24 protein-coding genes are annotated in these 23,842 nt (G+C 53.3%); 12 read left to right on the top strand and 12 right to left on the bottom strand.

Translation table 11 applies throughout. From position 1 onward, the window contains the following. Position 1: 1 nt before the first annotated feature. The 9 genes from BM485_08140 to BM485_08100 all read right to left on the bottom strand — a co-directional run bounded on the left by BM485_08140 (position 2) and on the right by BM485_08100 (position 9,137). A complete protein-coding gene (locus BM485_08140) occupies positions 2 to 2,527 on the bottom strand; it encodes a flagellar hook-associated protein FlgK (protein ID OKY75677.1) in 2,526 nt (841 codons plus the stop codon). A 4-nt stretch (positions 2,528 to 2,531) separates the two neighbouring features. Then, a complete protein-coding gene (locus BM485_08135; protein OKY75676.1) occupies positions 2,532 to 3,101 on the bottom strand; it encodes a hypothetical protein in 570 nt (189 codons plus the stop codon). Beyond that, the gene (locus tag BM485_08130) at positions 3,098 to 3,445 is read right to left on the bottom strand and encodes a hypothetical protein (GenBank protein OKY75675.1); all 348 of its coding nucleotides are present in this window, start codon (positions 3,443 to 3,445) and stop codon (positions 3,098 to 3,100) included. The genes BM485_08135 and BM485_08130 overlap by 4 nt, the downstream gene beginning before the upstream one ends. A gap of 12 nt (positions 3,446 to 3,457) precedes the next feature. Next, complete coding sequence (flgI, locus tag BM485_08125) at positions 3,458 to 4,537, bottom strand: flagellar biosynthesis protein FlgA (GenBank protein ID OKY75674.1); 1,080 nt, start codon at positions 4,535 to 4,537, stop codon at positions 3,458 to 3,460. Between the two features lie 298 nt (positions 4,538 to 4,835). Further along, entirely contained in the window at positions 4,836 to 5,915 is a 1,080-nt protein-coding gene (locus BM485_08120; GenBank protein ID OKY75788.1) for a hypothetical protein, read from the bottom strand. A gap of 189 nt (positions 5,916 to 6,104) precedes the next feature. After that, a complete protein-coding gene (locus BM485_08115; protein ID OKY75673.1) occupies positions 6,105 to 6,791 on the bottom strand; it encodes a flagellar biosynthesis protein FlgH in 687 nt (228 codons plus the stop codon). Between the two features lie 49 nt (positions 6,792 to 6,840). Continuing rightward, positions 6,841 to 7,572 (bottom strand): flagella basal body P-ring formation protein FlgA, encoded by a 732-nt coding sequence (locus tag BM485_08110; protein OKY75672.1) that lies wholly within the window; start codon positions 7,570 to 7,572, stop codon positions 6,841 to 6,843. Between the two features lies 1 nt (position 7,573). Next, positions 7,574 to 8,356: a flagellar basal-body rod protein FlgG gene (locus BM485_08105; protein OKY75671.1), complete on the bottom strand. Its 783-nt coding sequence runs from the start codon at positions 8,354 to 8,356 to the stop codon at positions 7,574 to 7,576. A 91-nt stretch (positions 8,357 to 8,447) separates the two neighbouring features. After that, complete coding sequence (locus BM485_08100; protein OKY75787.1) at positions 8,448 to 9,137, bottom strand: flagellar basal-body rod protein FlgF; 690 nt, start codon at positions 9,135 to 9,137, stop codon at positions 8,448 to 8,450. 357 nt (positions 9,138 to 9,494) lie between these two features. Here BM485_08100 and BM485_08095 point away from each other — a divergent pair, with 357 nt between their 5' ends. Together BM485_08095 and BM485_08090 are read left to right on the top strand one after the other, a co-directional pair. After that, a complete protein-coding gene (locus BM485_08095) occupies positions 9,495 to 10,001 on the top strand; it encodes an IS630 family transposase (GenBank protein ID OKY75670.1) in 507 nt (168 codons plus the stop codon). A gap of 5 nt (positions 10,002 to 10,006) precedes the next feature. Further along, a complete protein-coding gene (locus tag BM485_08090; GenBank protein ID OKY75669.1) occupies positions 10,007 to 10,627 on the top strand; it encodes an IS630 family transposase in 621 nt (206 codons plus the stop codon). Positions 10,628 to 10,640: 13 nt separating this feature from the next. Here BM485_08090 and BM485_08085 read toward each other — a convergent pair whose 3' ends face one another. Then, complete coding sequence (locus tag BM485_08085; protein OKY75668.1) at positions 10,641 to 10,934, bottom strand: FhlB domain-containing protein; 294 nt, start codon at positions 10,932 to 10,934, stop codon at positions 10,641 to 10,643. A 66-nt stretch (positions 10,935 to 11,000) separates the two neighbouring features. On the opposite strand from BM485_08085, the gene BM485_08080 reads away from it, so the two are divergent. From BM485_08080 to BM485_08060, 5 genes are all read left to right on the top strand, one after another. After that, on the top strand, positions 11,001 to 11,690 hold the full coding sequence (locus BM485_08080; protein ID OKY75667.1) for a sugar fermentation stimulation protein SfsA: 690 nt from the start codon (positions 11,001 to 11,003) through the stop codon (positions 11,688 to 11,690). Between the two features lie 129 nt (positions 11,691 to 11,819). Beyond that, positions 11,820 to 12,527 (top strand): 7-cyano-7-deazaguanine synthase QueC, encoded by a 708-nt coding sequence (locus BM485_08075; protein ID OKY75666.1) that lies wholly within the window; start codon positions 11,820 to 11,822, stop codon positions 12,525 to 12,527. Then, positions 12,524 to 13,528 (top strand): glycoside hydrolase family 3, encoded by a 1,005-nt coding sequence (locus tag BM485_08070; GenBank protein OKY75665.1) that lies wholly within the window; start codon positions 12,524 to 12,526, stop codon positions 13,526 to 13,528. The genes BM485_08075 and BM485_08070 overlap by 4 nt, the downstream gene beginning before the upstream one ends. Positions 13,529 to 13,709: 181 nt before the next feature. After that, a complete protein-coding gene (locus tag BM485_08065) occupies positions 13,710 to 14,246 on the top strand; it encodes a cold-shock protein (GenBank protein OKY75664.1) in 537 nt (178 codons plus the stop codon). A gap of 86 nt (positions 14,247 to 14,332) precedes the next feature. Next, positions 14,333 to 15,388, top strand: coding sequence for a quinolinate synthetase (locus tag BM485_08060; protein ID OKY75663.1), 1,056 nt, complete (start codon positions 14,333 to 14,335; stop codon positions 15,386 to 15,388). A gap of 46 nt (positions 15,389 to 15,434) precedes the next feature. On the opposite strand, the gene BM485_08055 is transcribed toward BM485_08060, so the two are convergent. Next, positions 15,435 to 16,088 (bottom strand): hypothetical protein, encoded by a 654-nt coding sequence (locus BM485_08055; GenBank protein OKY75662.1) that lies wholly within the window; start codon positions 16,086 to 16,088, stop codon positions 15,435 to 15,437. A 5-nt stretch (positions 16,089 to 16,093) separates the two neighbouring features. Continuing rightward, on the bottom strand, positions 16,094 to 18,385 hold the full coding sequence (locus BM485_08050) for a hypothetical protein (protein ID OKY75661.1): 2,292 nt from the start codon (positions 18,383 to 18,385) through the stop codon (positions 16,094 to 16,096). Positions 18,386 to 18,706: 321 nt separating this feature from the next. Between BM485_08050 and BM485_08045 the strand changes: the two genes are divergently transcribed. The 5 genes from BM485_08045 (at position 18,707) to BM485_08025 (ending at position 23,839) form a co-directional block, all read left to right on the top strand. Further along, on the top strand, positions 18,707 to 19,252 hold the full coding sequence (locus BM485_08045; protein ID OKY75786.1) for a hypothetical protein: 546 nt from the start codon (positions 18,707 to 18,709) through the stop codon (positions 19,250 to 19,252). A 32-nt stretch (positions 19,253 to 19,284) separates the two neighbouring features. Then, the gene (locus BM485_08040; protein OKY75660.1) at positions 19,285 to 20,778 is read left to right on the top strand and encodes a hypothetical protein; all 1,494 of its coding nucleotides are present in this window, start codon (positions 19,285 to 19,287) and stop codon (positions 20,776 to 20,778) included. Positions 20,779 to 20,846: 68 nt separating this feature from the next. After that, positions 20,847 to 22,409, top strand: a complete 1,563-nt coding sequence (locus BM485_08035; protein ID OKY75659.1) for a hypothetical protein — start codon at positions 20,847 to 20,849, stop codon at positions 22,407 to 22,409. Positions 22,410 to 22,622: 213 nt separating this feature from the next. Continuing rightward, a complete protein-coding gene (locus BM485_08030) occupies positions 22,623 to 22,970 on the top strand; it encodes a hypothetical protein (protein ID OKY75658.1) in 348 nt (115 codons plus the stop codon). Next, positions 22,970 to 23,839: a hypothetical protein gene (locus BM485_08025; GenBank protein OKY75657.1), complete on the top strand. Its 870-nt coding sequence runs from the start codon at positions 22,970 to 22,972 to the stop codon at positions 23,837 to 23,839. The genes BM485_08030 and BM485_08025 overlap by 1 nt, the downstream gene beginning before the upstream one ends. Positions 23,840 to 23,842 lie beyond the last annotated feature (3 nt).

Here is a 23,842-nt window from a genome sequence, read left to right as displayed (position 1 = left end):
ATCACACCGCCTCCAGCAGAGTCCGCATCATTTCGTCCGATGAGGTTATCAGTTTGGCAGCCGCAGAGTAGGCCTGCTGAAATTTGATCAGATCCGCCATTTCCTCATCCAGCGAGACACCGGAAGTGGCGTCGCGCATGGCGCTCATTTGGTCGGTAATAAGCTGATTATATTCATAATCCCTGGAGGCGGTCCGCCCTTTTAGTCCGATGTCGCCCACCAGGGTGTTGTAAAATCCGTCAAGGGTGCCGGGGCTGCCGCCGATAAAACGAACCGCTTCATTCCGTTGGATATTGGTGATCAGCAGGGCATTGGACTGATCGCCGCTGAATATTTCACCAAGTGCGCTGACCGTTCCGGCCGCAACATGATCGGGATTATCGTTTATTACCTCGTTGATGCCGATGGTGGAAGCACCGGAGCCGGTAAAAAAGGTATTGATTCCGGCGGTGGCGAGGAAGTTGGAAGTATCGCCGCCAAAGGCGAACTGGTGGTTTGCGTCCGGAGTCAGCGTTAATTTGTTGTCGTGGACGGTCGCATGGATCCAGGGAGAGGCCTGGCCGCTGGCGTTGATGATGGAAATATTGATGGCGTCAGCCACATCCTGCAGGTCATAGGCCCGTTCAAGGGGAATCTCCACCGGCTGGGGCAACGCCAGGGTGTTGTCATTGTTGTAGATCCAGATCTTGAAGCTGCCGCCGTCAAGCTGCAGTTCGTCGGAATAATCAAAGCCGCGGATGGAATAAAGAACCTGGTTGTCGTCGGCGGTGAAAGTCAGTTTGCCGTCGCCGCCCGCGTCGGTGCTGCTGATGTTGCCGCCGCCGAGGCCGAGCTGTTCCAGGTAGCGATCGTCCGTGCCCGCTTCGATGGTAATATCGCTTGTATGGGAAAAGAGAGACAGCGTGCCGGTATTGTGGGCTCCGTCGGCCGTATAGGTGTCGTCTATCAGGCCAAGCTTTGCCGCCGCGGTTGAAAGAGCGGGATCAAGCCCGTCAATGATGATGCGTGATTCATCGCCTGGATTGGTATTGCGCAGGATAATGGAGTTTGCCGCGCCGCCGTTGGTGCCGTCGCCGACAATCGCCTCGATGGTGATTTTCGGGATGTTTTCCGGCACATTGGTCGGGTCATTGTAATTGGCGATGGCCAGATTGACGGCATCGACAACATTGGCGGCCAAGGTTGCCGGATCGGTGTCGTTCGGGGGGCCTGACGTTGCGTCCACGGTATAGCTGACGTCAACGCCGTTAATCTGAAAATCAATGACCGTCCCGTCCTCTGCGACCGCCATGGCGGTCACCGTGCTTCCGGCGACCTGGGTCGTCAGTTTGGCCTGCACGCCGGTAATGGCGCTGTTGATGGCCTGGGCGGCATTGTATGCCTTGGTGGAGGCCAGGCCGAAACTTGCGGTACCGCCCTCGATTTTACCGATTTCCCGGTCGTTGATGGTCATGACGCCGGCGGGAATAGTCTCCGTTGCCGTGGAGATATCAATGGTGCTGGTGAGCAACGTCGTGTTTTTCGCCATGTCGGCGCTGGTCAATTGGTCGGAAAAGCGGGTCAGGCCCACGCCCTGGGTATGCTGCTGGTTAACTTCACGGACAAGGGCGTTGGCCAGGGCATCCAGCCGGCCAAGATAGTTTTCCGCCACGCCCGGGCGGATATTGTTGTATGTCTCCATCCAGCCGCCCAGTTTGCCGCCCACTTCAGCGCCGTCACCCACGGCTATTTCAACCTTGGTGCCTTTGGAGTTTTCGCTTATCCACTGAAGCTGATTATCCTTCCAGTCGACCTGCCAGCCCTGATTGTTTTCCACCAGGGTGTGGCCGTCGGCCATGAGGATGGTAAATGCGCCGGTGCTCACTTCAAAGTAGTTGATGTCCAGATACTGGGAAAGATCCTTGACCAGAATATCGCGCTGGTCGCGCAGATCGTTCTGTTTGCGCAGGTCATCCTCGGAAGCGGCGATATTGGCGTTTAAATTGGCAATCTGCTTGGTGAGCGAGTTGACGTCATGGACCGCCGCCTCAAGACTGACATCGATATCATACCGGGTTTTGGCAAGTTCCGTGGTCATGCTGTTGAACTGATCATTGAGGATCTGGGCTTTCTGGATTGCCTGATCGCGGGTTGCCATGTTTTCCGGGTAGAGCGCCAGCGTCTGCCAGCTTGCCCAGAATTCACTCATCAGTTCGTTGACCGCCAGACCCGGCGCCTCGTTAAAGGATGTTTCCACCAAGCGCATGGAGTCCTGCTGGGCCTGCAGGTTGCTCAACGTGGAGTTCTGGCCTGCCAGCCTTTTTACCATGAACTGGTCATAGTGGCGGGTGATCTCCATGCCCCGGACGCCGTTGCCGAAAAAACCGACGCCTTCCGGGGTGGGAATCGCGGGGTTAAGGGACAGTGACTGCCTGGTATAGCCGGGGGTATCAACATTGGCGATATTGTGGCCGGCAACGGAAACGGACTGCTGATGGGCAAGCAGCGCTTCCTTGGCGGTATTTAATATCTGGGAAATGCCGACCATGTTTTTAAACCTCTCTGCTCATCAGAGCGGGTCCTGATGAGCTCTTCGTTCGCAGGGAACGGGAGCTGTAGAGCGGGGTTGCGGTAATTTCGCCGCAAATAAGGGAAATCGCATCGTTGATGTAGCCCAGTGTGGCGCTGGCAAAACTTTTGTTGATCAGATTGTTGCTGCTGATTTTTTCCCGCAACGAGGCCAGCTGATCACGATATTTTTTCACGGTCAGGGTTTGCTCGCGGGTCATGAAGGGAATGAGCTCGGCGAGCTTGATGATCCGTTGGCGGCTATTTTCGTCCCAGGCGAGAATTCTTCGGGCAACTTCCTGCAGGGAATGGTCGAGCTGGGCTATTTTGGTCAGCTCCTGCTCTTTTTTCCTGGTAAGGGAAATAAGGGAGTTGACATCCATCCGGATCAGCGCCTCTTTTTCCGCTTCGAGAATGGCAAGAAAGCCGCCGGAAATCGCAATCTGGCGTTTGAGAATATCAAGAATCAAGGGCAGGGGGAATGCCTCGCCGCTCGGCATACTGGTTTTTTCCGCCGCTGTATTGTGCTTGGTGACTGCTGTCTGTGTGTTCATTTGTCTGTTTCTCCATCAGCGGAATGCTTCATTGATCCGCTGAGCTTTCTGTAAAGGAGTTCACCGATGCCGATCCCTTTACCATGGGCCATGTTCTTGGTCATTTCTTCATCAAGCAGGGACTGATACATTTTTTCGCCGAATGATTTCTGGAAGAGGCCGTCATCCGGAATGCTTTCCCGCATGGTGGAAACGAGTTTGTTGAGCAGGATTGCTTCAAAATCCCGACAGGCTTCCTGGAGTTTCTTGTTTTCGATCGAATCGACAAACTGCTTCTCATTTGGTTTATCGACATTTTGCATGCTTTTCTGAAGTGCAAATGTCGATGGCACAATACTTTTCATTTGCGTGGCTTCCTAAATGATTTCAAGGTTTGCGTCCAGAGCCCCTGCCGCCTTGATTGACTGCAGGATGGCAATGAGATCCCTCGGGGTTACGCCGACACCGTTCAGGGCGGAGACAAGATCTCCCAGGCTGACCCCCGGTTCGATGGCGACAAGTTTATTTTCCTGGTCCCTGGCCGTGATATTAAGATTGTCCTGGGCCGAGGCCTGCTGGTTGTTTGTTACCTGGACGCTCAAGTTGCCGTGGGCCACGGCCAGCTCCTTAATCTTCACGTCTTTGCCCATCACCACGGTGCCGGTCCGTTCGTCGATAATGACGCGGGCCGCGGAATCAGGTTCAATCTCGAGATTCTCGATGGCCGCCATGAAGCCGATCTCATTGCCCGCGTAACTGTCAGGAATCGCGATGCCGACCGTGGCGCTGTCCTTGGCCTTGGCGTAATTGCCGCCCAGATGTCCGTCGATGGCATCCACCGCCCGGGACATGGTGGTAAAATCAGGAGCGTTGAGGTGAAGGACGATTTCGTCCTTGCCTTCAAAGGAAACAGGGACCTCTCTTTCCACCGTTGCTCCGTCCGGAATGCGGGCCACGGTGAGGTGGTTTTTCTGGATTTTTTCATTGGTGCCCGTGTCGAATTCAAAGCCGCCGATACTGACCGCACCCTGGGCAACGGCATATACCTTGCCGTCGAGGCCTTTCAGGGGGGTGACCACCAGTGTGCCGCCCTGCAGCGAGGTGGCGTCGCCCAGAGTGGAAAGGGTGACGTCAATGGCCTGGCCGTTTTTAAGAAAGGGGGGCAGGGTCGCGGTTACCATGACACCGGCGACGTTCTTCACCTTGACGTCATCCTGATTGACATGGACGCCGAGATTTTCCAGCATATTGACCAGCGCCTGTCCGGTGAAAGGCGATTTGTTCCCGTCACCGGTTCCGTCCAGGCCGACCACCAGGCCGTAGCCGACCAGCTGATTGGGTCGTATTCCCTTTACCGAGGCAATGTCTTTCAAGCGAACAGCCCCGGCCGGGCTGGTCGGCAATCCAAGCAGACTGATCAGGGCAAGAAAGATGAAAAAACGTGATGCGTGCTTCATTGGATCTCCTCGTTTGGTAAAAAAGCTCTTGGCCTTTCCTTAGAGCAAACGGTGTGCCGGTGGGGCGACTGGTGTTGCTTAAATAATGTAACAATCTGTAATTAAAGGAGAAAAAATAACAAGCAGGGCATTGTCTCCCCCATGTTTTCCTGTCGTCAACCGCAGGGGGGAAATTTTTTCCTAGCCATTTCGTGTCGGCCGGCTGCTCATGGGTGCATGCGGGGAAAAATTGCTCTTCATCGAGCCTCTTTCAAAATGAACAGCCTACAAGGCTGTCCACAATTTGATCTTTGACAATCTATCCGATCAGGCGTAGGAGCTGATCCGCAAACAGGGTGATGACCCCGAACATCAAGTGCTGGGTCACCTTGCAGTGTCCCTTGACCATGACATTGTTAGCGCCGAAGTCTTCTTTCAATCGGCTGTTTGCCCGTTCCGCGCTGGACCGGATTTTATAGCGCTCTGCCTCGTGCGGTGCCATGGGGACAACCTCTTGGCCGCGGCCATTCTTATCTGTGATTGGAACATGGCCGAACTTCCGGCTGGTCTCCTCGATCCGCTTGGCATCGTAGGCTGCATCCATCAAATCGTAGAGATAGGTCACCTTTCCGCTGGTCAACTTGATCAGCGGAATCGCTACCTGGCTGTCATGCAGCGAAGCAGAGGTTACAAGGGCACTGATTGGCAGGCCGATATCGTTGATGTCCAGATGCAGCTTGAAACCGTTCCATGATATTTTGTACCCCTTGGCGTCCTTCTTGGTGCCACGATCACAGGCAACCGGCAACTCACCAATGGCTTCCTCGGCACTCTGGCGGACCTGACGGTCAAGCCGCTTCTCGATGGCCGGCGTCCGTTGCTCGCCTTTGGCGGGACGCCCCCTCTTGCGAGGCTTCTTCGGCTCCCTGGCCACCTTCTTCGCCGCTTTCTCACGTCCGGCAATGGCCGTGGAGTCCCGGCTGATGTGTCCGACAAGCTCTTCGCCAAGGTATTCCTTCACCAGTGCATCATGGACCCGCCCACCAAGACTGCCGGCGGCAAATTCGGCAAAGGCCCGCGACAAGGTAGGCTCCGACGGGATAGCATTGGAAGTGGCAAATCCGCATATCTGCCGCAGATTCCCTGCTGATTGCAGAGCCCGACGCAGGTCGCTGGTCGTCGGATATCGGTAGAGCGCCTTTGCCACGAATGCTCGGGCGCAAGCCTGTCGGTCAAGAGGCTTGCGCCCGGGATACTGATATCGACGTATGTTCCTTGGTACGTGTTGCTCAACCTGGATAATCTCCAGAATAGACACCAGGCGTTCCTCCTGCGCGGTGAGCGGAGCTTGCAAACATTTGTTCAGATGGGGAAACAGACTTCTTTGGACATACCCCATCAACCATGATATTTTGTCGGTGAGCTTCACGGCGTTCTCCTGTGTTCTGTTTTGCTGGTTACAAAACAATACCAGAAAACGCCGTGAAGTTCAATTATTTCAATATGTTACGCGATAATATCTTTTGTGTGGCGCGTCTCGTCATTTTGAAAGAGGCTCCATCGGCAATCAATATTGCGTAATCAGCGCTTAAAACGGCCAGATCACATCCAGGCCGCGAGCCAGCCAGCCGGGCTTCTGTTTGTCGGCGACAACACCGGTGCCGCTGTATTCGATACGGGCATCGGCAATATGGGTCGACTTGATGGAATTATTGGGCGAGATGTCACGGGGGCGCACCAGTCCGGAGAGAACGATAAACTGGGTTTCGTTGTTGACCCTGATTTCCCGGTAGGCCTGGATGACCAGATTGTTGTCAGGGGTAACGTCAACCACCTTTGCCGAGAGGGTGGCGGTCATGGTACTGTTTCGTTCGGTTTCGCCCGTTCCTTCGAAATCATTTTGCATCTCCGCCTGAATATTTGCATCGGCAATCAATGAATCAAGGCCGAATAACTGGCTGATGCCGGCACCCACGGTGGATTCCCGTTCCGTTTTGGTCCGGGCATTTTTTTTGCCGTTGGAGGTTTCAACAATTTCCACCATCAGGATGTCACCCACCCTGCTCGCCCTGCTGTCCTTGTAAAGGTCAAGGGAGTTGTCGCTGAAAAGGGAACCTTCCTCGGGCGCGAAATTTTTCGGCTGAACGTCCGGCAGGGCGTAACGGTCGGGCAAGGTCGGTTTCGCCGGCGAAGACGTCGAAGCGCAGCCGCTCAGAAAAAAAATGATTGCCAGGCAGGCAGCATAAAAACGAAGCTCGTGATCTGTTTTTTTCATGGGAAGTATCCTTTTGTATGCAGACGCGCAGCAGGGTGAAGCGGGGTGTTTACCGTTCAACTTCAACCAGGCCTTGGCCGATAACCCTTGCCTGGACAACCCGCCTGCTCATCATGTTCTTGACTTTGACCATGTCGCCCAAGGCGCCGCCGTTTTTCGCCTCACCCGGGGCCGTGACCTGCAGTCCACCGCTTTTGGCCATGATCGTCACCCGGTCGCCCCGCTTGATTATCTGGGGATTTTCAAGCAGCCCGGCCGAGAGAATCGCCCCTTGGCGCAGGGTTTTTTTCAGTTTTTTGCCGACGGCGAAATCCGGGTTGGTGACCAGATCCTCGCCCAGCATGGATATGTCGCGGAATTCGGTTTTAATGTCACTTGCGGTCAGGATGGAACGACGGAACATGTTGCGGGAAAGCAGCACCACGGTTCCCTGGAAACGGAGATCGCCCGACATGCTGACCTCCCCTTTCTTTTCGCTGTTGACGAGAATTTCAACAATAAGATTTTTTTTCCCCGGCGTGTCGCTCTCCACGGAGCCGACAATCCGGTAATCGAGGCTCCCCTCCGGTATTGCAAGGGTCCGGGGGCGACAGGAAAAGTCGTTGACCGCAACGTCCGCAACCCGTCCGGGAAGATGCGCTTTGAAAACCTCGATAAAAATTTCCCGCAGCTCCTGTTCCGCCAGGGTTTTACCGGCAGCAGGCGGCTGGCCGGGCATTGCGAGGGCAATGGTGCCTGGAGAAAGACAGACAAGCAGGAAAAGGAGCAGTTTACCCAGCACCTTACCGTACCAGGTTGTTTGATATTTCAAGCAACTGATCAGCCGTGGTCACACCCTTGGAGTTTGACTCAAAGGCCCTTTGGGTAATAATCAGATTCACCATCTCCTCGGTGACATTGACATTCGATGTTTCAAGAAAGCCCTGGGCCAGGGTTCCCAGCCCGTTGATGCCGGGATTTTCCTCCCGGGGGTCGCCTGATGCCTCGGTGGGCAGGAAGAAATTGCTGCCCACGGCCTTTAATCCGGCCGGGTTGATGAAGTCATGCAGGGTGACTTGCACGGAAGCAATGGTCTGTTGGGCCGCATCAAGGGCGGACAGCATGCCGCCGGCATCGATTTCAACAGCCACGGCATCCGCCGGAACGGCGAATTCCGGCTGCAGCCGGTCGCCGTTGCTGGTGACGACATAGCCGTCGCTGTCTATTTTAAAGGCGCCTGCCCTGGTGTAGTATTCCACCCCGTCCCGGACGATCTGGAAAAAGCCCCGGCCTTCAATGGCCCAGTCGAGCTCATTGCCGGTCTGGGAATAGTCGCCCTGGGTAAAGACCTTATAGACGGCGGTGGGGCGCACGCCCATACCGACCTGGACGCCGGTGGGAACCTGGCCGCCGTCGACTGTTTCCGCGCCCACGGCCCGGAGAGAATTGTAAAAGAGGTCCTCAAACTGGGTCTGGCTTTTTTTGAATCCGCCGGTGTTGACGTTGGCCAGATTGTTGGAAATGACATTCAGATGTAACTCCTGGGCATTCATGCCGGTGGTTGAGGTAAAGAGGGCTCGGATCATTTTTTTTCTCCTGCGGATGAATTTTTCGAAAAATAGGGAGGTTCAGGTTGTTCTGGCCTGATTTTGCTGCTGAAAAAAGTCAAATTACCGTTTACCCCGTCAATTTTCCGACATTATTAATTGCCTTGTTGTCAAGATCGTCAAAGGTGCTGATGACCTTCTGCTGGGTTTCATAGGCCCGGTGCAGGTCAAGCAGCGTGGTCATCTCGGAAACCAGGTTGACGTTGGACGTTTCCAGTGATCCCTGGTGGACGGAAAAATCGACTGCCGGAAGTTCCTCGGCGCCGTCTTCTTCCTTGATGCGGAAAAGGTTGGTGCCCTCCTTTTCTATGCCGGTAAGATCATCAAAAGCGGCAATGTCCAACCGGCCCGCATTGACGCCGTCAACCAGCAGCCCGCCGTCGACGGCAAGCGAAACATTGGTGCCGTTGATGAGTATCGGGCCGCCGTCGCCCAGGACGAGATGGCCGTCCGGGTTGACCAGCTGCCCTTGGCTGTTGACGAGAAAATTACCGGCCCGGGAATAGCGGATGCCCTGGGGCGTCTGCAGTTTGAAGAATCCCTGGCCGCTGATGGAAAAATCAAGCGGATTGCCGGTGGTTTTTATGGATCCTTCCTGCTGGTTTGTCAGTAATTTCAGGGCTTTTCCGACCCGCGCGCGTTTTTCGTTGGTCTGGTAAAGCATCTCCCAGAAAGTGACATCTTCCTTTTTGTAGCCGGGGGTGTCGACATTGGCCAGATTGTTGGTTGCCTGGTTGAGCCGCTGGCCCTGGGCAAGCATTGTTTCCGTGCCTTCAATCAGGCCGAGACGATTCTGAATGAACATAGAGCCTCCCTAAAGGTGTTTTTGAGATTACGCTGCAACTCGTGTGCCAATTGATTTGAGGAAGAAAAAGGGAGCAAGGACGAAGAAACGTTTTTGGGGATCTTGATTTTGTCCCTTGAAATTCGAGGGTTAGAATGATTAATTGTATCGTGTCCTTCGGTGCAAGGACAAGGAGTGTGCAGGGCGGGGAGCGGGCGCGAGGGGGAAGAATTTTCCCAGTCAGTGAAGACAGCTAGTACAATGTAAAATTTAAGTTTTCGTATTTTTGCGTGATATTTGTTATAGTCGTCTTCAAAATACAAGGAGGACGACATGGCACCAAGATACAGAGTGACATTAACAAAAGAGGAACGGGAAGATTTGGAGGCTATTTCAACTAAAGGGAAAAGGGCAGCCCGCACCGTACTGTATGCTCGAGCATTACTTCTGCTTGATGCGGGGGAACATGGACCGAAGTGGGTTGTCACTCAGGTCGCAGAAGCTTTAGGGACAACGACGCGGAGTTTAGAACACTTAAAGAAACGATTTGTTGAAGAAGGTCTTTCTGCCGCCCTTGAACGTAAGGAGCGCGAGACCCCTCCGCGAGAAATTCAATTCGGAGGAGAATTTGAAGCACATCTTTTGGCTTTGGCATGTTCGGATGCTCCAGAAGGTAAAAATCGATGGACAGTACGTCTGTTGGCTGAGAAAATGGTCGAGCTGAAGATGGTAACGAGTGTTTCTCCGATGACGGTATGTAACACTTTAAAAAAAATGAACTTAAGCCTCACCAAAGCAAATACTGGAAGATACCGCCGGATCAAAACGCCAGTTTTGTAGCGGCAATGGAAGATATACTCGAAGTTTATGCGCGTCCGTATAGTCAAGAATTCCCGGTTGTGTGCATGGATGAATCGAGTGTACAGTTAATCGGGGAGGTGCATGAGCCTATTCCGGCAGCCCCTGGCCATCCTGTTCTGATGGATGATGAATATGTTCGCAATGGGGTCGCAAGCATATTACTTGAGGTAGAACCGCTTGGGGGAAAGCGCAAGGTAAAAATTACTGAACAGCGGACACGGATTGATTGGGCCCATTTCATCAAAGAGATGCTTGAAGAGCGTTATGCCGATGCCAAGAAAGTAGTTTTGGTCATGGACAACCTCAATACACACGACACGGCCTCGCTCTATGCGGCTTTCCCACCTGAAGAAGCCAGGGGCTTGGCGGAACGTCTTGAAATACACTACACCCCGAAACACGGGAGTTGGCTGAACATAGCAGAGATTGAACTCAGTGTATTGAAGCGGCAATGCCTTGCAGGCCGGATTGATTGTATCGAGAAGATGCGAGCTGAAGTGGCGGCATGGAACATTGATCGAAATAACCGCCAGACTAAGGTTGATTGGCAGTTTAGAACAGATGATGCGCGAATAAAACTAAAACGGCTTTATCCGAAACTTTAACATATACAATGTACTAGCCTTTATACGTTTTGTTGGTGCGATAAACAAAGGCGAGAATCTCCGCCACGATGAAATAGGTTGATTCGGGAATTTCCTCGTTGATTTCGAGTTTGGCAAGAACCTCGACCAGGTCGGCATCCTCGTGGATGGGGATGTCGTGTTTCTTGGCCAGTTCCAGGAGCTTTTCCGCCAGATGTCCACTGCCTTTTCCCACGACCTTTGGCGAGGCGTCCTTCTTTTGGTCGTAGCGAAGGGCAACCGCCTTTTTGCGCTGGATTTTGCTGTCTGTTTGTTTTTTTGCTGTCATAACGGCGGTGGATGTTTTTTTTGAGTGATTATCTCTTTATTGGAGCGTATCCCCGTAAAATTTGCAATGAAATTTACCGATCTCGCCTTGGGCAGGCTGATAAAACGATATAAGCGCTTCCTGGTCGACGTGGAGTTGCCGGGTCCGGAAAAAGTGACCGCGCATTGCCCCAACACCGGGTCCATGCAGGGGTGTCTCGCCCCCGGGAATTCTGTTCTGCTGTCTCTCAGCGGCAACCAGGGGCGGAAATACCCTTACACGCTGGAAATGATTCAGGTCAATGGCTTCTGGGTCGGGGTCAATACGGCCCGCACCAATCATCTGGTCCGCGAAGCAATGGAAAACGGCGTGGCGAAGGAATTTGCCGGTTTTGATGCGATCCGGCCCGAGGTCAAGGTGGGCGCCGGTCGACTTGATTTTCTCCTGCACCGGGGAAAGGAGAAAATCTATGTTGAGGTGAAAAACTGCACCCTGGTGGAGGACGGGACGGCCATGTTTCCCGATGCCGTCACCAGTCGCGGCACCAGGCATCTTGAGGACCTTGCCCGTTTGCGGGGCGAGGGACATCAGGCCGTCATCTTTTTCTGCGTGCAGCGCATGGACGGCGACGTGTTTCGTCCGGCCGCTCATATCGATCCTCTTTATGCGGCGACTCTTGCCAAGGTGGCGGGGGAGGGCGTGCAGGTGCTGGCCTACCGGGCTGAAGTCGGTCCGGATGAAATTCGGATAACCACGCCTCTGCCGGTCCGCTATTGAATTGGGAATGCGGGAAATGCGGATTGCGGCCGCACAGCGCAGCCGACAGCAGCGCAGCGGCGAAGGTACCGGCTTGCATGAAAACTGGAATTACGAATCAATCATTTGAGTGAGATAAAAAAATCACGAATGGAAAATGAAATAAAAAAGGCGGTCGTGCTGCTGAGCGGCGGGCTTGATTCCACCACGGTTCTGGCCATTGCCCGCGATCGTGGCTTTGCCTGTTACTGTCTGAGCTTTTCTTACGGACAGCGGCAGAAAGTCGAGCTTGACCGGGCCAGGGAGATTGCCCGGCGGCAGGGTGCGGTCACGCATCTTGTTCTCGGTCTTGATCTCGATAAGATAGGCGGTTCCGCCTTGACCGCCGATATCGACGTGCCGAAAAAAAGAAGCGCGGCAGAGATGCAGGCTTCCATTCCCGTCACCTACGTGCCGGGGCGCAATACTATTTTTCTTTCGCATGCCATGGCCTGGGCCGAGGTGATTGGCGCCTTTGATCTCTTTATCGGCATTAATGTCCTTGATTACAGCGGCTACCCTGATTGTCGGCCCGAGTATCTTGACGCCTTTGAAAAGGTGGCGAATCTGGGCACCAGGGCCGGAGTGGAGGCGGGGAAAAAATTTAAAATTCATGCACCCCTGATGCATCTGACCAAAAAAGAGATTATTATGAAAGGAAAGGGGATGGGAGTTGATTACAGCCTGACCCACAGTTGTTATGATCCGGACGGGCAGGGCCGGGCCTGCGGTCAGTGCGATGCCTGTCAGCTTCGTTTAAAAGGATTTGCCGAAGCGGGTTTTGTTGATCCTGCTCACTATCAAAAGGTTGTTGCATGAAAAAAAATCCAGATCTGGGCCGGCTCTTCATGGTCGGATTTCCCGGCATTCGGCTTGATGACTCCACCTTACGGCTGATAACGGAGCAGGGCATCAATAATTTTATTCTTTTCCGCCGCAACGTGGAAAGTCCGGCGCAGGTCGGCGCCCTGTGCCGTGAACTGAAAGAGGCCTGCCGACGCAGTGGCCTGCCCGCCCCCCTGATATCGATTGATCAGGAAGGAGGGACTGTTGCCAGGCTGCCGCGACCTTTTACCCAGTTTGACGATGCCCGTACGCTGGCCGAGTCGGCTGATCCGGAAAAAGCGCTGGGGCATTATGTCACCGCCTGTGTCGCGGAACTGTCGGAAGCGGGAATTAATATGAATCTTGCCCCGGTGCTTGATGTTTGTCCGGCCGGGCAAGGATATTTCATGGAAAAACGAGTTCTCGGAGAAGACCCGGAACAGGTTGGCCGGCTCGGCGCCTATGTGATCAATGGTTTGCAGCAGGGCGGCATCGCCGCCTGCGGCAAGCATTTCCCCGGTCTTGGGGCGGCAAAACTTGATCCCCATTTGCAGTTACCGGTGGTGACGCGGCCGCTTGCGCAAATAAAGGAAATTGATCTTGTGCCGTTTCAGCGGGCTGTGGCGGCCGGGCTTGCGGCAATCATGACATCGCATACCATATATACGGATCTTGACCCCCGGACTCCGGCGACCCTGTCGAAAATCGTGTTGCAGGGGCTTCTTCGTGATGAGTTGGGCTTTGACGGGCTGATTATCACCGATGATCTGGAAATGGGGGCGATAGAAAATGACAGGTCGGTTGCCGGGGCGGCTGTGCAGGCCTTTGTCGCCGGGGCGGATATGCTGCTCATCTGTCACGATCACGAGAAGGTGCGACAAGCCCATGATGCATTGATGCAAGCTGTTGCAACGGGAGAGGTTGGACTGCGGCAGTGTGATGATGCACTGCGGCGGGTGTCGCTCGTGCGCAGGCGTTTTGCCGGGGCGGCTTGAAAAAAATATCACCGGGAAGAGAAAGGTGGAGCTAAAAAAAAAGATATGATACCATGAAATTACACAAGTAAGAGCTTGCCCGTCAGGCTCTGAATCCGGTCGGAAAAGAAAAGGCCGGAGAGGCGTTCCATTGCCGTATTGGAGAAGTGCGGTACGGCGGAATTCAGCATGGAGGATGTGTATGGAACTTAAGGTTGAAGGCCGTAATCTCGATGTGCGTAAATCTTGGCAGGAAAAAATCGAGGAGGAAAAAGAGCGGTTGATGCGTCATCATCCCGGTCTGATCCTCAATCTTCGCGTGACCATTGAAGAAACTACTTCCCATAAACAGGGGGGGCATGAAGTGCGGGTTGTGGCCGCTGTCCCCAATGATACGGTGGTCGTCAAGAAAAAGGGAGATTCGGTAAGACCATTACTTGTAGATGCTTTTGACAAGCTCGGGATGCAGCTGAAGGAGCTGCAGAGGAAAAGACGGCAGACCGTCAAGGTTGTCGAGCCGGTCGGTGAAGGCGCTGCTGGAACAGGTGTGATCAAATCCCTTTCGCCCTTTGAGTCATACGGATTTATTGTCGCAAGCGACGGCAAGGAGATTTATTTTCATGAAAATGCCTTGAAAGATCTTGCCATGGACCAGCTTGCCGAGGGTGATTCCGTTTCTTTCGGGGTAACCGAAGGCCATAAGGGGCCGCAGGCGACCTGGGTGCGTGGCGTCCAGTAAAACAGGCTTTTCATAAATAACGAAATCGGGAATGGGGCTTTGCATGAAGCCCCATTTTTATTCATCTTCATCGTGATAACTGAATAATGACTGAACAGCAGAGTATTCTCTTTGACAAAATCCGCACCCGGAAAAAAGAACTGCGGGGCAAGGTTCTTCTTCTCGCGCACCATTACCAGAATGAAAGTGTTTATCAATTTGCCGATCTGACCGGCGATTCCCTCAAGCTTGCCCGGCAGGCCGCCGAGGCGGGGTCGTATCCGTATATCGTCTTCTGCGGTGTCCATTTCATGGCTGAATCAGCCGATATCCTGACCGGTCCGGATCAGGCGGTCATCCTGCCGGATCTCCGGGCCGGATGCCCGATGGCGGACATGGCCACGGTCGAGGGGGTTGAGGAGGCCTGGCGGGAATTGAGTGAAATCTGTGACATGAAAAAGGTTATTCCCGTCACCTATGTCAATTCGTCGGCCCGGATCAAGTCCTTTGTCGGCACGAAAGGGGGATCGGTTTGCACCTCGTCCAATGCGGAGCGGGTTTTGCGCTGGGCCCTGCGGCAGGGGGAAAAGGTGTTTTTTTTCCCGGATGAGCATCTGGGCCGCAATTCAAGCAAGGCATTGGGGATGAGCGATGGCGAGATCGCCTTGTGGCAGCGCGGGAAAAAGCTTGGCGGCAACAGCGTGGAACAGTTGAAAAAGGCCAAAACGATTTTATGGAACGGTTATTGTCACGTGCACCAGGAATTTGCGGTGCAACAGCTTGTCGAGCTGCGACGGGAGTACCCGGGAATCAAGATCATCGTCCATCCGGAAAGTCCTTTTGATGTGGTGCATGCGGCGGATTATTACGGTTCGACCGAGCGAATTATCGAGGCGGTTCAAGAATCCGCGCCAGGGACGATCTGGGCGATTGGAACCGAGGTTAACCTGGTCAACCGCTTAAAGATGCAGCACCCGGATAAAACGATACTTCTCCCGGCACCCTCGCCCTGCACCTGCGGAACCATGAGCCGCATAACCCCGGAGAACCTGCTGTGGGTGCTGGATAATCTGGCCGAAGGCAAAGTCGTCAATCAGATAAAGGTTGACCGCCGGACCGCGGAAGGGGCGAAGCTCGCCCTTGATCGGATGCTGGAGATTTAACCACCAGGAAGATTTTTCGCAGCCGTGCAACGTGCGGCACCTGCCGTTACAGTCCCTGCACGTGGACGAATTTGAAATCCGGTAAAACAAGGCACGACAATTTCCCGCCGTAGACTGCGCCGGTGTCAAGACCAATCCTGTTCTTTTCAACCAGCGGTTCATCAAAGGGGGTGTGCCCGAAGATGACTCTTTTGCCGAAATCAAAATCCGCGGCAAGAAACTGTTCCCGCGCCCAGCAGCACCAGCGAGGGGATTGCTGGCTTAAATGAACGTGGGGTTGCAGCCCGGCATGGACGTAAATATAGTCGGCATCCTCCCAGCACAGAAGAAGTTCATTGAAAAAATGCAGATGACTGACCGGAATGCGGGATGCAATCCGGCCGGTGAAGGGCGGCTTGATGCCATAGCTGAGAAGGGTTTTGTCGCCTCCCATCCGCAGATAAAAATCCGGGTTTTCCCCTGCCAGGGAGGCGAGAAAGACCTGTTCATGGTTGCCCATCAAGGGGATAACCCGGCCCGGAGCCTGATCCATCAAGCGGATGACAAAAGAAACAACCTTTTTTGAATCCGGGCCGCGATCAATATAGTCTCCGAGAAAGATGATCTTGTCCTCTTCCAGGTCCGGAGAAATTTTGTAAAAAAGTTCCAGCAGTGCGTTATAGCAGCCGTGAATATCACCAATGACAAACGTTCTGGACATTATCCCTATGAAGCCGACTGCCAGGTGCGAAGCAGTTCGGCAGCCTGCTCCCTATCCGGAAAGTCGGCATCCCCTTCAAGACTTTGCTTCAAGTGTTCCAGCGCTTCCGCATCTTCCCCCTGGCCCTTCAGGGAAAGGGCCAGGTGATAGCGAACGGTCGGCACATTGGGCAGGGCGGCCAGCGCCTCCCTGAACTGGGTAACGGCGAGACCATGGGAGCCGCGCAGATAGTGGATATATCCCAAGGTATCGCTGATGTTCGGGTCATTGGGAAGACGCTCTTTGGCGATCAGGGCCAGGCGCAGGGCCTCGCCGAGATCGGGATTGTCTTCATTGGCAAGAAGCCAGGCCAGATTATTGGCGGCCGGGGCAAATTTCGGATCAAGCTCAAGAAGTTTGTTGTAGGTCTTTTTGGCCTCCTCCGGTTTGCCCGCCTGCTCATAAAGAGGACCGAGCCCCATCAGGGCCTGGGCGGAATTGGGCTCTTGTTTCAACAGTGCCTCGAATTCATTGATGGCCTGTTCCTCTTTGCCGCTCTTGATCATAATGCGGGCCAGCATGACATAGGCCCGGGGATTTTCAGGCGCCAGAGACTGGACCTTGCGGAAAACCTCGCCTGCCTCATCAAGAGAGTTCGCGGCAAGGAGAAGGTCGCCCAGCAGAAGGAGCATGCCGGGATTGTCCGGCACTTTTTCCAGCTGGGCTCTGACCCGTTTCATCGCTTTATCCGGTTGTTTGTTTTGCAGGTCGATTGCCGTCAAGGTCGCCAGGGCCGTGATAAAATCCGGTTTGACGGAAAGAATTTCCTCCAGCAGCGGGGCTGCCTTGTCAAATTCTTTCCGGGCAAGTCTGGTCAGGGCAAGATTGTGCAGCACATCAACATTGCCGGGCAGCATTGTGTTCATCTGTTCAAATATTTTCAGCGCCTCATCGGTCTTGCCGGCGGCAAGAAGGCTCTGGCCGAGAGTAATGGCGGCCCTGATATTGCGGGGATCGAGCTGCAGGGCGATTGCCGCTTCTTTTTGCGCGCTTTCGAACTCACCGGTACGCAGATGATGGTGGGCGAGCACGGTATGGGCCCGGGAGTTGCGATTCATTAATTTAACCGCCTCAGCGGCCGCTTTCTGGGATAATTCCATGTTGCCTTTGTTGAGATGCGCAAGGGCAAGCTGCAATTGGGCCTCTCCCCAACGGGGATTGTCCTGAATGAGCTGGTCGAGAGTCGTGATCGCTTCGTCGTTTTTGCCGTTTTGAATGGCAAGTTTGGCTTTTACCAAGCGAGCGTGGGGCAGTTTTTCATTTTCCTTTAAAACCGCCGAGACAAGTTCTTCAGCTTCGGGAAATCGTTGTTGATCAAAATAAAAATCAGCGAGCAATCCTTTCATCTGCAAAGGGTTCTCACTTTTGGCAACGGCATTTTTCAGCGTTTCTTCCGCCTTTGCGAACTCACCGGTTTCTTTATAAAAATTTGTCAGGAAGAGCATGATCCGTTCATTGGTGGGCTCCAGGGCGAGGGCCTTCATGATGCTTTCTTCCGCCTTGGCGGTCTCTTTTTTGCTGATGTAAAAGGAGGCCATTTCAAGAAGAGGCTGGGGGGAATCCGGAAAACGAGCAGCGGTTTTTTGTAAATTTTCCTGAGCTTTTTCGGGATTTTTATTGCTCAGATAAAAACCGGTCAGGGCCTGGTAGGTCGATATCTTGTCAGGGCTGAGTTCAATGGCTTTCAACAGTGCTTCTTCCGCTTTCTCCATGTTGTTCTGCTGGGCGAAGATTCTGGATTGCAGAATGTAAAGGCGGTCGAGATTGGGCTGGCCGGCCAGGGCTTTATTCAGCGCTTCTTCCGCTTTTTCCATATCGCCGCCGACCAGTTCGATATTGGCCAGAACCGCCAGCGCCTCGGCGTGATTTGGATCAATCGCCAGAATTTTTTCAATGTAGGTTCTGCTTTCATCGGGCTGTTTCCCCAGAAGATAAAACTCGGCTGTTTTCAGCAGGGCATCAAGGTTTTTGGGGTCGAGGCCCGCGGCACGCTGCAACTCCTGGAAGGCGTTTTTCGGTTCACCGGTTTTCAGATAGGCCAGACCCAGCTGATAGCGTGCTTCGGCGTATTTCGGATCAACCTGCACGGCATTTCTGAATTCGAGAATAGCCTCTTTCATCTGTTTTTTGGCGATATATTCCATGCCCTTGTCGAAATGGGCCTGCTTCTTGACATCGGGGTTTGAACAGGCGGTGACGGAAATGAAAAGAAGCAGAAAAAGAGTAGTGCATGAAATCAATCTGTTCCAGGCCGGCATATCGATCCTCTTGTCTAAAAGTACGCGTTGAAAGGGGAGATGTGAAAAGAAATTACATAATTTAGGAATATATAAAGGTCAGGATAGAAGATCATCGGGAAAAAGGCAATAGAAAGAGAAAAATTCCTTTTTCACCGCGTGGAGAAAGAAAGACGGAATACGAGAATATTGTTGCCTTTTTCCCTGACGGCGCATAACATATCTTAATCATGATTTTGTGTTATTTTCGTATCATATTCTTTGAACTGCATGAGGTTTCCGGAGGTTTTTGAGATGGGCAATTCGAACAGGCGGAACATGTTGCACCGGATTTTTTGTTGTATGTTGTGCGTCTTTTGTTTTTCCGGCCAATCGTTGTGGGCGCAGCAGGCGACGGGGGATGAGAAAAATTATTTAATCGGTGTCGGCGATGTGCTGGAGGTTCAGGTATGGCAGGAGCCTGATCTGTCGCGGACCGTAAAAGTACGGCTGGACGGCAGGATTTCGTTGCCGTTGACTGGGGATGTCCAGGCTGCGGGGAAAGCAATTGATGAACTTGACAGCTATCTGGAGAAAAAAATTGCTGAACTGGTTACCGAGCCTGCCGTGTCGGTAATACTGGTTGAAAATCGCAGCAGGCGGTACTATGTTGTCGGGCAAGTCGGCCAACCCGGTGAATTCGCCATTGAGTACCCTCTGACCCTGCTCCAGGCAATCGCCAGAAGCGGAGGCTTCCAGGAATGGGCCAAGCGGGAGGAGATCAAGGTGGTCCGCCGGACAGGAGGAAAAGAGGAGCTTTTGCGCTTTGATTATGATTCCTTTGTCAAAGGCAAGGATCTTGGGCAGAATATATTTATTGCACCGGGTGATACAATTATCGTTCCCTGACAAGGGAAAATTTCAACATGGGAAGGATAGTCGTGGACAGGAAAAATTTATGCGCAATCGGCGGCGTGGGGCTTGTGCTGTTGTTGGACCCGACTTCAGGTGCTTCCGGCAGGGAAACAATTCTTTCGGGAAATGTCTCCATGCAGCAGGAGTATGATTCCAATATTTACCAGGAGGAAAGCGACAGGCAGGAACAATGGACCACCATTTTCATGCCCACCCTGACTCTTGTTTCATCAGGCGAGAAAGATACGCTTTTGCTTGCGGCAAGCTCGGATCTGAGCTGGGATCAGCGGCTTGATGATCGCGATTTCAGTCACAGCCTGCTCGTGTCCGCCGACAGGGAACTTTCTCCGCATTTGAAGATAACCCTTTCCGACAATTATTCTTATAATGATAACGCGCCGCAGCGGGATATGGATGCCGGGCTCAGCATCAGCAGGCGCTTTCAACGGGCGGATGCCTATGAACAGGCTGAAGTGGCCCGGCTGCTTTTTCCCTCGCTGGCCTATGATCCGTCACGGCATTATCTCATGGTGCTGTCTGAAATTGAAAGGCGATACGCGCAGGCCTCCCCGTCGGTAAAAGGGCAGGTGGACCTGTATCTGTCAAACAGCGACGGCAGGCGCAGGTATTGGGATAATGAAGTGGCCGTCGGCGCCGAGTATGAATACGCCAAGGACAGTATAATCGGTCTGGGCTATCGGTATTTTATCAACGATAACAGAACCCCCTGGGATTATGCCAACAATAACAACACCGATGAGGATGACGGCGGGTATGAAGATTATTTCGAACATTCCCCTTACGTGAGTTTGTCCTATCGTTTCAACCCGCAGTGGCGGGCTTCGGTGAATTATCAATTCACCAAGGGGCAGCATGAAACGGCAAGTGACCTGAAAGAGCATGATACCCTGTTTGCCCTTGATTATACCTTGAGCCAGCAGGATCAGCTCATCGGCACCTATGGCTACACCACCTCCAATTTTGTCGGCGACCAGGAGGATCTCGTTGAGCAAACCGGCTCTCTGGGCTGGAACCATGAGTTTACCCCCCAGCTTCGTCTGGCCACATCGGTGGACGGCAGCTATCTGACCCGTGAGTATTATGAGGATGAAAGGGAAATAGGTCTGGATGTCGGACTCACCCGCCTGCTGCAGCGGGGATCGATTTCCATCGGCACGGGCGTGACTACGGCTGATTCAAAAACAGACGGATCATGGGAGGATCTCAGGGAAAGCTGGTCCGTGGACGGGGCAATGACCTATGCCCTGCTGGAAGACCTGACGGGAACAATAAACGCCTCCTATGAAAAGCGGGATTCCTGGCAGGATATTGCCGGCAAGACTACCTTTGACGATTATGAGGCCGGTGTGGCGCTGACCTATTCCTTCATGCGCTGGTTTGCCCTGAGCTGCCGTTATTCATACAGCATGCTGGAAAGCGACAGCGACCTGATCTCCGATTACCATGAGCATCTCATTGTCGTGGAGTTGTCCGCAGCCAAGGAACTGATGCGCTGGTAAATGGAGAACGTGCGCAATCCCTCCGTCCCGGAAGTAACCAATCATACAATTTCAACCAAAAGATATACATGGATCAACAACAGCGGCAGCTCGTAAAAAAATACCTTGATATCGCGTTACGGCGGAAAAAACTGATAATTGTCTTTTTCTTTTTCGGAGTGATTGCCGGACTGGCGGTTTACCTTACAACTCCAAAGGTTTATCAGTGTACCTCGCTTATCCAGTATCAGCGTCAGCAGATTAATCCCGCGTCCATGTCGAAGGATGACATCAAGTCAAAAACTTCGGAAGTGGTGGCAACGGTAAGCCAGCAGATAACCAGCCGCAGCAATTTGGAGGCGATGATCAAGGAATTTGACCTCTACGCTGAGATGCGCGCCGCGCTTCCCATGGAGGATGTGGTTGATGTCATGCGTGCAAAGCATATCTCTTTTAAAGAGGAGATCGGCGACATTTTTATGGTTTCATATCAGGGAAGCGACCCTAAAAAGGTACTACGGGTAACCAATGCCCTTGCCGCAAAATTCATTGAAGAAAATATGCGCTATCGGGAGGAGCTTGCATCCGAAACTTCGACCTACATCAAGGACGAACTGCGAATGGCCAAAGACTCCCTTGACCGGAAAGAAGCGGTCATGCGGGATTACAAACTGCAGTATTACAATGAAATGCCGGAACAGCTCGCCAACAACATGGCCCGACTGAATTCTCTGCAGGATCAGTACCAGAAAAACCAAGACAGCTATCATCAAATGGAGCAGACCAGGATCTTGGTCCAGGAGCAGATGTCATTGCGCCAGGAGTTGGTGGAACAGCAGTTGCGGGGAGTCGGCACCGTGGGGAGCGCCGGTCAGGGGGGCAAGGCCACGGGCGGGCTGGCGGAAATCACTGAATTGCGGAAAACCCTGAAAGATATGCAAGCGCGCTATACGGATCAGCACCCCGAGGTGCGTCGGGTGAAAAAGCTTCTCGAGGAGCTTGAGGGCGGATATACCGGCGAAGACGGCAAAAGTGACGGTGCGCTTTCCCCGCCGATTGATCCTCAGATTGAACAGATAAAAACCCAGTTGAAAGAAATTGAATTTAATATCGCTCGGTTAAAAACCGACCGGGCGGAAATTGAAAAGGAAATCGGCAAATACCGGCAATGGATTAATAACACGCCGATTCGAGAGGCCGAATGGGCCGGCTTGACGAGGGATTACGAGCAACTTCACTTATACTATCAGGAATTAGTCGCGCAAAGTTTGCAGGCTGAATCGGCCCACAGTCTGGAAAAGCAGCAGAAGGGCAGCCAGTTTAAAATTGTTGATCCAGCCCATTTTCCGGAAAAGCCGTTTAAGCCCGATTTTGTCAAAATCATGCTGATGGCCATGGCGGTCGGCTTGGGAATGGGTGGAGTTCTCGCCTTTGGCGTGGAACTTATCAACACCACCTTTAAGGAACCGGAAGACCTGGAATCATTTCTCGGCCTGCCGATTGTCTGCGCCATCCCGGTAATAGACACAAGCGGGGAAATGAGACGCAAGAAGCTTGTAACCATTGCCTGGACCATGCTGTTTGTCGCGGCATCTCTCGCGCTTGTCGTTTCCCTGGCTTATTTTTGGAAAAAGGGCATGATTGTTCTTTAGAGCCTCTTGCAAAATGACAAAGGATGTGCGTCGAGTTCCAAGTTGAACATGCGCAGACGATTCCCCCTGGGAAAGAGGGCAGCCGGGTCTGATTCAAGCGTTACAGCATACGGTGATTCCTCAGAGAGAGGGCAACTGGAGCTGGTGCAAGCGTTACAGCATACGGCGATTCCTCAGAGAGAGGGCAGCCGGGTCTGATTCAAGCGTTACTGGATGCGGCGATTCCTCAGAGAGAGGGGAGCCGGGGCTGGTGCAAGCGTTACAGCATGCGGCGATTCCTCAGAGAGAGGGGAGCCGGGGCTGGTGCAAGCGTTACAGCATGCGGCGATTCCTCAGAGAGAGGGCAACTGGAGCTGGTGCAAGCGTTACAGCTACGGCGATTCCTCAGAGAGAGGGGAGCCGGGGCTGGTGCAAGCGTTACTGGATACGGCGATTCCTCAGAAAGAGGGCAGCCGGGGCTGGTGCAAACCTTACAACATGCGGCGATTCCCTCTCCCTCTGGGAGAGGGCCAGGGTGAGGGCTTTTTAAATCTAATCGTATTAAATTCAGGAGAAACATAGTGGGAAAGGTTTTTGATGCCCTTTCAAAGTCCGGCGCCGACAACAAGCCTGTTGAGCGGAAAAGTCCGGCTTCGGTTAAAAGCGAGGGCGAAAACGTTCCTTCGGGAGAATTCCCGAAGGAGCCGCGAATCACAGGGGCAACGATCATGCCTTCTCGGTCGCCGGTTGTTCCGGCCGGCTGGGACGAAAGATTTCTCGCGGCCCGAGCCAATCCGGCAGTTACCGAGAGTTTCAGGAGGCTGCGGGCGAAAATACTCCATCTGCAGGATGTGAATCCGATTCGTTCCTTGCTGGTTACCAGCTCGAGCCCGGGCGAGGGGAAAAGTTTTGTCTGTGCCAATCTCGGCGCGATAATGGCCCATGGGGTTGCCCAGCATGCCCTGCTGGTTGACTGTGATCTGCGTCGGCCGAGTCTGGCCCGTTTTTTCGGGATTGAGTCCGGCTCAGGCCTGGTTGACCATTTACGTGACGGGCGGGATCTGTCCTCACTCATCGTCAGAACCGGTATGGAACGGCTTTCCTTGATTCCCGCCGGCACTCCTCCGCAAAATCCTTCGGAGCTTCTGGCCTCCCACGCAATGTCTGAATTGATGAAGGAGGTTATCTCCCGTTATCAGGATCGTTTTGTTATTTTCGACAGTCCTCCCGCCCAAGCGGCATCAGAGACCGCGGTTCTTGCCCAGCACGTCGACAAAGTGGTAATTGTTGTCAAATGGGGTGGGTCCGGCCGCGAGCAGGTAAAAAAACTTGTGGAGCAGTTGGGGCATGAAAAAATTCTTGGTGTTGTTTTTAATGCCTTTGAGATGAATTTTTTTGAAAAAAGACTGCAGGGCGAAGGTTATTATAAATATTATTCCGAAGAGTATTGAAGC

Source organism: Desulfobulbaceae bacterium DB1 (genome assembly GCA_001914235.1).
Lineage (GTDB): Bacteria > Desulfobacterota > Desulfobulbia > Desulfobulbales > SURF-16 > DB1.
This window is presented reverse-complemented; position numbering and strand designations above follow the sequence as displayed.